At 36.8% G+C, this 12,224-nt stretch carries 13 protein-coding genes; all 13 read left to right on the top strand.

The window, feature by feature from the left end:
• The first annotated feature begins 9 nt into the window (after positions 1-9).
• Genes fliQ through G4D63_RS00520 form a run of 13 tightly spaced genes read left to right on the top strand, consistent with a single transcriptional unit; the run spans position 10 to position 12,206 of the window.
• On the top strand, positions 10-279 hold the full coding sequence (gene fliQ, locus G4D63_RS00580; protein ID WP_163176648.1) for a flagellar biosynthesis protein FliQ: 270 nt from the start codon (positions 10-12) through the stop codon (positions 277-279).
• 3 nt (positions 280-282) lie between these two features.
• Positions 283-1,065 (top strand): flagellar biosynthetic protein FliR, encoded by a 783-nt coding sequence (fliR, locus tag G4D63_RS00575; protein WP_163176646.1) that lies wholly within the window; start codon positions 283-285, stop codon positions 1,063-1,065.
• A 3-nt stretch (positions 1,066-1,068) separates the two neighbouring features.
• On the top strand, positions 1,069-2,151 hold the full coding sequence (flhB, locus tag G4D63_RS00570) for a flagellar biosynthesis protein FlhB (protein ID WP_163176644.1): 1,083 nt from the start codon (positions 1,069-1,071) through the stop codon (positions 2,149-2,151).
• 23 nt (positions 2,152-2,174) lie between these two features.
• Entirely contained in the window at positions 2,175-4,211 is a 2,037-nt protein-coding gene (gene flhA / locus G4D63_RS00565; protein ID WP_163176642.1) for a flagellar biosynthesis protein FlhA, read from the top strand.
• The gene (gene flhF, locus G4D63_RS00560) at positions 4,208-5,383 is read left to right on the top strand and encodes a flagellar biosynthesis GTPase FlhF (protein ID WP_163176640.1); all 1,176 of its coding nucleotides are present in this window, start codon (positions 4,208-4,210) and stop codon (positions 5,381-5,383) included. Before flhA ends, flhF begins: the two co-directional genes overlap by 4 nt.
• Positions 5,380-6,246: a MinD/ParA family protein gene (locus tag G4D63_RS00555; RefSeq protein WP_163176638.1), complete on the top strand. Its 867-nt coding sequence runs from the start codon at positions 5,380-5,382 to the stop codon at positions 6,244-6,246. Before flhF ends, G4D63_RS00555 begins: the two co-directional genes overlap by 4 nt.
• A gap of 11 nt (positions 6,247-6,257) precedes the next feature.
• Positions 6,258-7,346, top strand: coding sequence for a chemotaxis-specific protein-glutamate methyltransferase CheB (locus G4D63_RS00550; protein ID WP_163176636.1), 1,089 nt, complete (start codon positions 6,258-6,260; stop codon positions 7,344-7,346).
• A gap of 13 nt (positions 7,347-7,359) precedes the next feature.
• On the top strand, positions 7,360-9,399 hold the full coding sequence (locus G4D63_RS00545) for a chemotaxis protein CheA (protein ID WP_163176634.1): 2,040 nt from the start codon (positions 7,360-7,362) through the stop codon (positions 9,397-9,399).
• 24 nt (positions 9,400-9,423) lie between these two features.
• Positions 9,424-9,888, top strand: a complete 465-nt coding sequence (locus tag G4D63_RS00540; RefSeq protein ID WP_163176632.1) for a chemotaxis protein CheW — start codon at positions 9,424-9,426, stop codon at positions 9,886-9,888.
• An 11-nt stretch (positions 9,889-9,899) separates the two neighbouring features.
• Positions 9,900-10,544 carry a chemotaxis protein CheC gene (locus G4D63_RS00535; protein ID WP_163176631.1) on the top strand — a complete coding sequence of 215 codons (645 nt, stop codon included), beginning with the start codon at positions 9,900-9,902 and terminating at the stop codon, positions 10,542-10,544.
• Positions 10,531-11,037: a chemotaxis protein CheD gene (locus tag G4D63_RS00530; protein ID WP_163176630.1), complete on the top strand. Its 507-nt coding sequence runs from the start codon at positions 10,531-10,533 to the stop codon at positions 11,035-11,037. Before G4D63_RS00535 ends, G4D63_RS00530 begins: the two co-directional genes overlap by 14 nt.
• Positions 11,037-11,405, top strand: a complete 369-nt coding sequence (locus G4D63_RS00525) for a hypothetical protein (protein ID WP_163176628.1) — start codon at positions 11,037-11,039, stop codon at positions 11,403-11,405. The genes G4D63_RS00530 and G4D63_RS00525 overlap by 1 nt, the downstream gene beginning before the upstream one ends.
• Before the next feature lie 30 nt (positions 11,406-11,435).
• Positions 11,436-12,206 (top strand): FliA/WhiG family RNA polymerase sigma factor, encoded by a 771-nt coding sequence (locus tag G4D63_RS00520; protein ID WP_163176626.1) that lies wholly within the window; start codon positions 11,436-11,438, stop codon positions 12,204-12,206.
• The last annotated feature ends 18 nt before the right edge of the window (positions 12,207-12,224 follow it).

The following is a 12,224-nucleotide window of genomic DNA, read 5'->3' as shown; positions in this document are numbered from 1 at the left end:
GTGATTGTTTTGAGTTCAGAGTTTGTCATATCTTTAGCCGAGCAGGCTATCTATACCGTTTTAATAATAAGTGGACCACTCCTGCTATTGGCACTTGGGATTGGTTTGCTCGTTAGTATTTTTCAAGCAACCACTCAAATCCAAGAACAAACTTTGGCATTTATCCCCAAAATTGTTGCTGTATTCATTGGTATTGTCTTTTTCGGACCGTGGATGTTATCTCGAATGATCAGCTTTACGTATGACATATTAAATAATCTTCATAATTATGTAGGTTAGTTTATGGATGAATTTCTAATAAAGATGTCAGCTTTTTTGCTGATATTAGTGAGATTAAGCGGTTTTTTTCTGACAGTACCCATTTTTTCATACAGAACGATACCAAATACCCATAAAGTAGGGTTAGCTGTTTTTTTAGCATTTATCATGTACTACACTATTGAGATTCCGACAGCACTTCAGTTCGATGAATTTTACATAATGCTAATTATTAAAGAATTAATGGTTGGAATTCTAATAGGTCTAACAGCCTTCATTTTACTATCTGCTATTCAGATAGCAGGAGGATTTATTGATTTTCAGATGGGGTTTGCAATTGCCAATGTAGTTGACCCTCAAACTGGAGCTCAGTCTCCATTAATGGGTCAATTTTTATACATTGTGTCTCTCCTTTTTTTACTTAGTGTAAACGGTCATCATCTATTAATAGATGGTATTTTCTATAGCTATCAAGCTATTCCAATTGATCAGCCGTGGATTCCCTTTGGTGAAGGAGAAATGCTAAGTCATCTAGTTAAAACCTTTAATTCTATGTTTATCATTGCCTTTCAAATGTCATTACCTTTAGTGGGATCCATGTTCTTAGTTGATGTAGCACTTGGGATTGTAGCTAGGACTGTACCACAGCTAAACATATTTGTTGTCGGGATCCCTTTAAAAATAATTGTTAGCTTAATTATGCTAATTGTCATGATGTCGATTTTTATTATGCTAGTTGGAAATTTATTTGAACAGATTCAATATGCGATGAGAGATTTAATGCGAATTATTGGAGGAGGGGCATAAAAGTTGTACAAGTATAAGCTGAATCTCCAATATTTTGCTGGTGAGAAGACAGAAAAGGCAACTCCGAAGAAACGACAAGAGTCAAGAAAAAAGGGGCAGGTAGCGAAAAGTCAGGATGTAAATGCAGCCATCCTTCTCCTATTTGTTTTCCTTTTTTTTTGGTTTGGCGGAGGTTTGATGCTAGACCGGATGCTGGCTCTTTTTACAAGGAGTTTTGAGGATTATATGCTCCTAGAATTAACTGAGCATACGACTTTCAGTTTATTATTCACTCTACTTCCTGAAATAGCAATCATTATCCTCCCGGTAATGCTCGTAGCTATGGTCGGAGGAGTAATAGCAAGCTACATGCAGATTGGTTTTTTATTTTCTACAGAAGCGATTCATTTTAAGCTCGAGAAGCTTGATCCTATTAAAGGAGCTAAGAATATATTCTCAATGCGTGCGATTGTAGAGCTATTAAAATCTTCTTTAAAGATTACCTTTGTAGGTCTGGTTACATTCTTTGTCTTGTGGTTAGACATAGAAGGAATTATGCGTTTGTCTCAAGTAAGCTTGGAAGAAGCATTAGTATTTTTATCAATGCTCGTACTAAAAATGGGTTTCGCTGCAACAGTTGTCTTATTGTTTCTTTCAGTTTTTGATTTCATTTATCAAAAATTTGACTTTGAAAAGAATATTCGAATGTCTAAGCAGGATATTAAAGATGAGTATAAAAATGTTGAGGGCGATCCTCTAATCAAATCGAAAATTAAGCAAAAGCAGCGTGAGATGGCGATGCAACGAATGATGCAGGACGTTCCAAAAGCAGACGTTGTTATCACAAATCCAACTCACTATGCGATTGCATTAAAATATGATGAAGCAAAAATGGATGCACCGTACGTAGTTGCTAGTGGTGTAGATTATATAGCATTGAAAATCCGGAATATTGCAGAGAACAACGAAGTTCCAATGATTGAGAACAGGCCCCTTGCTAGAGCTCTTTATGAGCAAACCAAAATTGGTGATGCAGTGCCTGAAGAATTTTTCAAAGCAGTTGCCGAAATTTTAGCTTATATTTATCGTCTAAAGCAAAAGGTGTAGTACGTATATAAGGAGAGTTGTAAATGCGAGCAAGAGACTTACCAGTTATACTTGGTGTTGTTTTAATCATCGTCATGCTAGTTATTCCGTTACCACCTTTATTGCTAGACATCTTAATAATGGTAAACATCACTCTTGCATTAGTAGTTCTACTGACTGCAATGAATATGACCGAACCCTTGCAATTATCTGTTTTTCCTTCTTTATTATTGATTTTAACCTTATACCGACTAGGTTTAAATGTATCCACAACAAGATCAATCCTTAGTGAGGGAGAAGCTGGGAATGTAGTTGATACGTTTGGTAATTTCGTTATTGGGGGAAATGCTTTAGTTGGATTTGTGGTATTCCTAATTCTGATTATCATTCAGTTTCTAGTTATCACAAAAGGTTCTGAGCGTGTTTCAGAGGTTGCTGCACGTTTTACTTTAGATGCAATGCCAGGAAAACAAATGGCAATTGATGCTGACTTAAATGCTGGGTTAATTTCTGAGAAGAATGCAACAGAGCGTCGTGATAAGATTCAACGTGAAGCTGATTTTTATGGTGCAATGGATGGTGCAAGTAAATTTGTTAAAGGTGACGCCATAGCGGGAATCATTATTACCATTATTAACATTCTATTCGGAATTGTAATTGGCATGGTTCAAATGGAGCTAACATTTAACGAGTCTGTAAATACATTTATGATATTAACTGTAGGTGACGGTCTAGTATCCCAAATACCGGCCCTAATGATTTCAACTGCTACTGGTATTATTGTTACTCGTGCAGCATCTGATGGCAATCTGGGTTCTGATATTACAGCTCAACTATTTGCATTTCCTAAAATGCTATATGTTGCGGCTGGAACGATTTTCTTCCTGGGTATTGCTACGCCTTTAAACGACTTACTAACTATTCCTATAGCTGCTTTACTGGGCTTTGGTGGGTATATGTTAGGTCGGGTAAAAGAACCGGATCATGACGAACTCGAGGCATTAGAGGAAATGATTGAGACTGATGAAATGAAAAGTCCGGAAAGTGTTGTTAACTTACTTAACGTTGATCCGATTGAATTTGAGTTTGGATACGGGTTAATTCCCTTAGCTGATACGAACCAAGGGGGAGATCTATTAGACCGGGTAGTTATGATTAGGAGGCAACTTGCCATAGAATTAGGTATTGTCATTCCTGTTGTTAGAATAAGAGACAATATTCAACTACAACCCAATGAGTATCGATTGAAAATAAAGGGTAATGAAGTGGCAAGAGGAGAGCTTCTGTTAGATCATTATTTAGCTATGAGTCCTGGAATCGAAGATGATGCAGTTGAAGGTATTGATACGATTGAACCTTCTTTTGGATTACCCGCTAAATGGATAACAGAGGATGTGAAGGAGAGGGCGGAAATGTTTGGTTATACCGTAGTTGATCCTCCTTCTGTTGTATCTACTCATATCACTGAACTATTGAAAACAAACGCACACGAACTTCTAGGTAGACAAGAAACAAAACAATTAGTTGATCATATCAAAGAATCGTATCCTATCTTAGTTGAGGAAGTAACACCAAATCCACTGTCTATTGGGGATGTCCAAAAGGTGTTAGGCAAGCTCCTTAGAGAAAAGGTTTCTATCCGAAACCTACCAATCATATTTGAAACTTTAGCCGATTTTGGAAAGATGACAACAGATACGGATATACTAACAGAATATGTTAGACAAGCACTAGCACGACAAATTACCTCACAGTTTGTAAGTGAGGGGGATGTGCTGAAGGTTGTAACCTTATCCGGACGAGTGGAGAAGGCGATTGCTGAGGGAGTACAACAAACAGAGCATGGTAATTATTTATCGTTAGATCCAAATGTTTCACAGGATATTATTCAGGCAGTAGCAAGTCAGGTTGAACAACTATCATTACAGGAGCTTCAGTCCATCATTCTTTGCTCTCCTGCAGTTCGAATGTATGTGAAACAATTGATCGAAAGATATTTACCAAACGTACCGGTTCTTTCTTACAATGAGCTTGAGGCAAATGTTGAAGTTCAAAGTGTTGGGGTGGTGAACATAGAATGAAGGTAAAAAAATATATAGCTCCATCAATGCCAGAGGCTATGAAAAAAATTAGAGCAGAATTAGGTAAGGATGCTGTTATTCTGAATTCAAAAGTCGTCTATACGGGTGGCTTGTTTGGATTTTTCACTAAAAAGAATATTGAGGTTATTGCAGCAATTGACCCTTCTCCATTTACAAATGAGCCGATTCAAAAGGAAAAGCAGCAACCACGGCCGATCGAGCAACCTCTAAAAGTTAAGCCAGAGGTCAATGATCAACTACCTACAAAAAAGAATCAACCTTTAGCCGGTTCAGAGCGTGCCTTAAAAGAAGAGCTGGATGAACTTAAAATGTTAATTAAAGATATGTCGAATCAACCAACCACAACATCGGGCTCCTATCCTGTTGCCTTGCAAAAGTATGAAAGGCAGCTGAGGGACCAAGAGGTAGATGATACACTGATCACTACCTTTATGCAAAAGCTGGTAGAACAATGGTACAAGCATGATGCTAATGTAGCAGATCAAGAAATAAGCAAGTGGTTACGAAAATCTATTACAAACTTTGTTGAACAATTTGATCACGGTGGCATTTCATTTAAGAAGCAATTTATTAATGTAATTGGTCCAACTGGGGTTGGCAAAACGACTACATTGGCCAAAATCGCAGCAAACTGTGTCATTAAGCATGAAAAGAAGGTTGCTTTTATTACTACAGACACATATCGAATCGCTGCCATTGAACAGTTAAAAACGTATGCTAAAATCTTAAACGTGCCGATTGAGGTTTGCTACAATATTGAAGATTTTATTAAAGCCAAAGAACACTTTTCCTCTTATGATCTAGTATTTATTGATACAGCCGGTCGAAATTTTAGAAACCAACAATACGTGAATGAGTTACGAGAAGTGATTGATTTCTCAGAAGAAATGGAAACCTTCTTGGTTCTTTCCTTAACTTCAAAAATTAAGGATATGCATGAGATATATAAACAGTTTTCGACAATTAATATAGAGAAGTTAATATTCACAAAGAAAGATGAAACGTCTCAATACGGCGCAATACTGAATTTAATGTCAACTTATAAAAAAGGTGTAGCTTACATAACAGTTGGACAAAATGTGCCCGATGATATTTTAGAAGCATCACCTAATACGATAGTGGATACAATTCTCGGAGAGATAAGAGAATGAGAGATCAAGCCGAAAGCTTACGTTTACGACTATTAAAAATGCAAGGTCGCAAAGAAGCAAAGGTAATGGCCATTGTTAGTGGAAAGGGCGGGGTAGGTAAATCCAATTTTTCTCTGAATTTTGCCATCAATCTAACCAGAAAAGGGCATAATGTCTTGCTTCTAGATATGGATATTGGGATGGGTAACATAGACATCCTGCTGGGGCAATCTTCAAAAGTTAGCTTTATTGATATATTCCAACCAAATATGTCGATCCAGGATATTATCAAACATGGTCCTAAAGGGCTCTCTTATATATCGGGTGGAACAGGACTGACAAATCTATTTAAATTAGACGATGAAAAACTTAACTATTTATTAAATTTATTAGAGCGACTTTCCCTGCAGTATGATTATATTTTATTCGATATGGGAGCGGGGATCACGGAAGAAACCTTACAATTCCTTCTGTCAGTTCATGAAATTATCTTAATTACTACTCCAGAACCAACTTCAATGACTGATGCTTACTCTATGCTGAAATTTATCAGTAGCAGAGATAGCGATGCAGATTTTTATTTAGTAGTAAACAGAGCACAAAGCACAGAAGATGGAACTAATACTTTAAAAAGGTTAAGTCATGTAATCAAGCAATTCCTTCAGAAGGAAGTTACTATACTTGGTTATTTACCAGATGATCGAATGGTGAATAAGGCAGTAAGTAGACAAATTCCATTCTCAATATTTGATCCGAAATCAAAAGTTAGTACCGCACTAGCAGCCTTAACAGAACGATATTTACTCGGCAAAAAAGAAGAGTTCGAAAAAGAAAAGCCTCCTTCATTTATAACAAGACTTCGTCATTACTTCTCAGAAAGGTAGGGAATCATCAAGTGGGAAAAATACGAGTGCTAATTGTAGATGACTCTGCATTTATGAGAAAAATGATTTCAAGCTTTCTTGAAGAAGATCATAGGTTTGAAATTGTAGCTGTTGCAAGAAATGGTAAGGATGCCGTTGAAAAAGTAAAGGAACTAAAGCCTGATGTTGTAACTTTGGATGTAGAAATGCCCATACTCAACGGGATAGATGCACTTAAAGAAATTATGAGAGTAGAACCTGTGCCTGTTGTCATGCTCTCTAGTACAACTAAAGAAGGTGCAGAAAACACGATAATTGCTATGCAGTATGGGGCAGTTGATTTCATTGCTAAGCCCTCTGGAGCAATCTCTCTTGATATAGACAAGGTAAAGGATGAAATTATTCAAAAAGTCTATCATGCCTCTAAGGTAAAGAAATTAAATTTACGGTTTGATAGCCAGATTGTTAAATCACCTATAACAAATGTCGATAATTGTAGTAAGATAGAAAAAAGTGTCACAATATCACAGGGCTTTTCTTTATCTAAAAAAATAATCTGCATCGGTACATCTACAGGTGGTCCAAGAGCACTTCAACAAGTATTAACGAGAATACCGAGAGACGTTGATGCTCCAATTGTTGTTGTTCAACACATGCCACCTGGCTTTACAAAGTCCTTAGCAGATAGATTAGATTCAATCAGTGAAATACATGTAAAAGAAGCGCAGGATGGTGAAGTGTTAAAAAGAGGAGTGGCTTATATTGCTCCTGGTGGCTTTCATCTTAAAGTTGTGAAAGTCGGAACCTCACTAGCAGTAAAATTAGATAATATCACTGTACCTCGAAACGGTCACCGGCCTGCCGTAGATGTCTTATTTGAATCGGTAAATGAACTCCTAGATGTAGCCAAAATAGCTGTCATTATGACAGGAATGGGATCGGATGGCACAGAGGGATTAAAGAAACTAAAACAATCTGGTGAGGTAAGGAGTATTGCTGAATCAGAGGAAACATCGGTCGTATTCGGAATGCCAAAGACAGCTATTGCTTCTAATAAAATAGATGTAGTCGCTAGACTTGAGAAGATAGCAGAAGAAATTATGAAGATGATGAGTAAGTAAAGGGGATACAAACATGGAAATGAGCCAATATCTTGAAGTGTTTATTGAAGAAAGTAAAGAACATCTTCAAGCAGTAAATGACCATCTATTAGTGTTAGAAAAAAATCCTAGTGATATGACAATAGTCAACGAAATTTTTAGATCAGCTCATACCTTAAAAGGGATGTCTGCAACAATGGGCTATGAGGATTTGGCTAGTCTAACACACCAAATGGAAAATGTCTTAGACGGAATTCGAAATAATAAAATAAAGGTGACTGCGGAACTCCTTGATGTAGTATTTCAATCTGTAGATGATCTTGAAGCAATGGTTTTTTCAATTGCAGCTGGTGGAGATGGGAAGCGAGATGTTCGAGAAGTCGTAGCTAAGCTAGTAGCAATCGAAAATGGTGAAAAGTTTGAGCCAATGATTTCAACCAATGTTCCTGTTCAAGACCATCAGCAAAAACAAGAACAAACTCTAAATCAGAATTATGATCAATTCGAACTTACTGTTTTACAACAGTCTAGAGAACAAGGATTTGAAGGGTATGAAGTAACCGTCTCTCTTCGTAAAGATTGCCTCCTTAAGGCTGCTCGCGTATTTATGGTGTTTGAAATACTAGAAAAAATAGGAGAAGTCATAAAATCTAACCCAAGTGTTGAATTATTAGAAGATGAAAAGTTTGAGGAATCCTTTACTGTTACAATCGTCTCTAAAGAATCCCCTTCTGATATTCAAAGTAAGGTTTCAAAGGTTTCAGAAGTTGAAACTGTCTTAGTTCAATTAATTGAATCATCCTCTGTACAGCACAATGAAACACCTTCCGAAACTGAAGAAACAATTCAAGTTCAGGATCCATCCCCAGATGTAGAAGATGTGCCAGAAGAGAAGAAAAGTCAACAAAAAGCAGCTGCTAATGTTAGTAATAAAACAATCCGTGTAAATATTGAACGACTAGATATATTGATGAATTTATTTGAAGAATTAGTAATTGACCGAGGACGCTTAGAACAAATATCGAATGAATTAAATAACTCGGAGTTACATGAGACAGTTGAGAGAATGTCTAGGATTTCTGGAGATTTACAAAACATCATTTTAAATATGAGAATGGTTCCAGTTGAAACAGTATTTAATCGTTTCCCGAGAATGGTTCGTCAATTAGCAAGAGATTTAGGAAAGAAAATTGAGCTAGTAGTGGTTGGTGCTGAAACCGAATTAGATCGTACGGTAATAGATGAAATTGGCGATCCTTTAGTTCATCTATTAAGAAATGCTATCGACCATGGTGTCGAAATGCCAGAAGTTAGAAGAAAAAATGGTAAAAATGAAGAAGGAACCGTTGTTCTGAAGGCTTATCATAGTGGAAATCATGTCTTTATTGAAATAGAGGATGATGGTGGGGGTATAAGCCGCGAGAAAGTTCTTAAGAAGGCAATTAGCAAGGGTGTTGTATCTGAACAAAACGCACAAGTGATGTCTGATAAGCAAGTGTTTGAATTAATTATGTCTTCAGGTTTTTCTACTGCAGATACTATTTCAGATATATCTGGTCGTGGAGTAGGACTAGATGTTGTTAAAAATACAATTGAATCATTAGGTGGTTCTATCTCTATAGATTCAGTTGAGGGCAAGGGGACAACATTCTCCATACAGCTTCCACTGACTCTCTCCATTATTTCTGTAATGCTTGTTGAACTTGAAAAGGAAAAGTTCGCAATTCCTATTTCTTCTATAATAGAAACGGCGATTGTTAAGAAATCTGATATCCTTAATGCTCATAATCAAAAAGTAATCGATTTTAGAGGTAAAGTTGTACCATTAGTATTCCTTAAAGATGTCTTTGAGGTTGTTGAAAGTGAAAAATTAGATGAGTTCCTATCCGTTGTCATCGTTAGAAAAGGTGATAAGATGGCTGGACTTGTAGTAGATTCATTTATCGGTCAACAAGAGGTTGTACTAAAATCACTTGGTAACTATTTAACTTCTGTCTTCGCTATTTCAGGTGCAACGATATTAGGAGATGGACAAGTAGCATTAATTGTTGATTGTAATGCCTTAATTAAATAATAGAGAAGGGGAGGGACCAGAGGAATGTCAGAAGAATTATTCTCAAATGATATAAAAGTGATTGTTTTTCAATTAGCAGATGAAGAGTATGGAGTACCTGTACAGCAGGTACGTTCCATCGAGAAGGTACAGCATATAACTCGAGTACCTAAAACAGTGAAATTTGTAAAAGGAGTTATTAACCTCCGTGGGTTAGTGACTCCTGTTATCGACTTAAGAACGCGTTTTAACTTGGAAGAACAAGTTTATTCCGACAGTACTAGAATTATCATTGTATCTGTTGAAGATATAGAGGTAGGTCTAATTGTCGATGCTGCAAATGATGTGATTGATATTCCTGTTGATGCTATTGAGCCTCCTCCTGAGGTTGTTGGAGCAGTTGAAGCGAACTATCTGAAGGGCGTAGCTAAAATAGAGAAGCGTCTCTTAATTCTATTAAAGTTAGATGCCATCTTGAATCCTAGTGAATTAAAAGAAATACAAGGCTAAAGGGAAAATATATGTCATTTTTAAAAAATTTCAATGCAACCCATCTTGATATCTTAAAAGAAGTAGGTAATATCGGTGCAGGACATGCTGCGACGGCATTGTCTAAATTACTCAATAAAAAGATCGACATGAAGGTCCCAGATGTAAAGGTAGTTTCATTTAATGAAATGATGGATTTGGTTGGAGGAACGGATAGCGTTGTGGCAAGTGTCTTTCTAAGGGTTGAGGGGGATGTACCTGGAAGCATGTTTTACATTTTATCGATTGAACAGGCATCTCGGTTTGTACAACAATTAACCAATGATCCTACTTTTTCTTTAGAAAACCCACCTTATCCAGAGATTGCTCTCTCAGCGTTGCAGGAATTAGGAAATATTCTTTCCGGTTCTTATCTGTCTTCATTTTCTGATTTTACAAATCTGAATATGTATCCTTCAGTGCCTGCAATTAGTATCGATATGGTAGGAGCAATTATAAGCTTTGGATTAATGGAATTATCAACAGTCGGTGATTACGCCATCTTAATAAATACCGCACTTCATGAGGAAGACCAGTCTGTTCTTGATAGTGTTAAAGGACACTTTTTCTTTCTACCGGATCCCGAATCATTTTCTATCATCTTCAGAGCTCTAGGTGTAACAGATGATGGACAATAATCAACTCTCTTCAGTTATTAAAGTAGGTATTGCTGAAATGAATATAGTAGAGCCACCAAACACTATTCGCACATCAGGGCTTGGCTCATGTGTGGGTGTGGTTCTATATGACTCCATTCAAGATATCGCTGGCATGGTCCACGTCATGCTACCAGATTCCAGCTTAGCTAAATCAGGAACCATGAACATTGCTAAGTATGCGGATACTGCCATTGAGGCACTTGTTGACCTAATCGTAAAAGCAGGCGGAAAACAGCACCTACTTAAGGCTAAAATAGCGGGTGGGGCCCAGATGTTTCAGTTTACCTCTGGAAGTGAAATGATGAGAATAGGACCTAGAAATGTAGAAGCGGTGAAGGAAGAGCTAAAGCGATTAAATATAAAGCTATTAGCTGAAGATGTTGGTGGAAATAGTGGACGAACGATTGAATTTAACCCCAAAAATAAGGAATTAATGATCCGAACCGTAAACCAAGGAGTTGTGATTTTATAATGGCAGGATCTGTTCTAATTAATGCTGTTTTTGGCTTCTTAGGATTTATTGTTGTATTTATTTCTGCCTATACCAATAATAGCTTTATGACATCTATGATACGTGGGTTTGTGGCCTTCGTATCTTTCTTTCTAATTGCATATCTGTTTAGATGGATGTTCCATTTTATAATGAGAGATTCTAAAGGTCATACTATACAGAAGACAGAAACATCTAAACGGGAAGTAGATGATGATATAACATCACAGCTTTTGCAAAATGAAAATATTGACCTAGAAAAGATAAAGCGTTCGATTGATCCACTAAGTGAGGAAGAGGCAATCATCGCTGCACGTTACATAAAAGAGATGTTAAATCAAAAAGAATAGCAGTAATCACCATAAAAGGGGGGGGATTTTGTGACTCACGTTTCCTCAAACGATGATCAGATTTATTGGCAAAAGTGGATTGAATGTCGAGATAGTCAAGCGGCAGATTCCCTAATGAGAATTTATTTACCTTTGGTCAATTATCATGTTCAGCGTATTGCAGTGGGACTTCCTAAGAGCGTTAATAAAGATGATTTAACAAGCCTTGGAATGTTAGGCTTATATGATGCGCTAGAAAAATTTGATCCGACAAGAGACCTGAAATTTGATACATATGCCTCCTTTCGGGTAAGAGGAGCTATTATAGACGGTTTACGAAAAGAAGATTGGCTTCCAAGAAGTTCTAGGGAAAAGGCAAAGAAAATTGATAGTGTTATTGAGAAGCTTGAACAAAAGTATATGAGAACAGTAACACCCAAAGATATTGCCGAAGAATTGGGCTTAACTGAAGATGAAGTACAGCAATCTGTTACGGAAGGTTTTTTTGCAAATGTTTTATCCATCGATGATGGTCCTAAGGATATGGAAGATTCTCAAGAGTCCGCGAAGTTCACGATTAAGGATGAGAAGACATTAACCCCTGAAGACAAACTTCTAAAAGATGAACTGGTTGAACAATTAGCACTTGTAATAGAACAGTTAAATGAAAATGAACAATTAGTCGTAAGCTTATTTTATAAAGAGGAATTAACGCTAACAGAAATTGGCCAAGTCATGGGACTCTCTACATCAAGGATTTCTCAAATACATTCTAAGGCATTATTTAAGATGAAAAAGCTTTTGGACACAATTTACGATTAAATATTAATAGTAGTGGGA

The organism is Bacillus mesophilus, from assembly GCF_011008845.1.
Lineage (GTDB): Bacteria > Bacillota > Bacilli > Bacillales > SA4 > Bacillus_BS > Bacillus_BS mesophilus.
The sequence above is the reverse complement of the archived record's forward strand: the minus strand, read 5'-3'. Positions and strand labels throughout refer to the sequence as shown.

Excerpts from the sequence above, each read along its gene's own strand:
- fliR (WP_163176646.1), top strand. The coding sequence starts at position 283 with ATGGATGAATTTCTAATAAAGATGTCAGCTTTTTTGCTGATATTAGTG.
- flhA (WP_163176642.1), top strand. The coding sequence starts at position 2,175 with ATGCGAGCAAGAGACTTACCAGTTATACTTGGTGTTGTTTTAATCATC.
- flhF (WP_163176640.1), top strand. The coding sequence starts at position 4,208 with ATGAAGGTAAAAAAATATATAGCTCCATCAATGCCAGAGGCTATGAAA.
- G4D63_RS00555 (WP_163176638.1), top strand. The coding sequence starts at position 5,380 with ATGAGAGATCAAGCCGAAAGCTTACGTTTACGACTATTAAAAATGCAA.
- G4D63_RS00545 (WP_163176634.1), top strand. The coding sequence starts at position 7,360 with ATGGAAATGAGCCAATATCTTGAAGTGTTTATTGAAGAAAGTAAAGAA.
- G4D63_RS00540 (WP_163176632.1), top strand. The coding sequence starts at position 9,424 with ATGTCAGAAGAATTATTCTCAAATGATATAAAAGTGATTGTTTTTCAA.
- G4D63_RS00535 (WP_163176631.1), top strand. The coding sequence starts at position 9,900 with ATGTCATTTTTAAAAAATTTCAATGCAACCCATCTTGATATCTTAAAA.
- G4D63_RS00530 (WP_163176630.1), top strand. The coding sequence starts at position 10,531 with ATGATGGACAATAATCAACTCTCTTCAGTTATTAAAGTAGGTATTGCT.
- G4D63_RS00525 (WP_163176628.1), top strand. The coding sequence starts at position 11,037 with ATGGCAGGATCTGTTCTAATTAATGCTGTTTTTGGCTTCTTAGGATTT.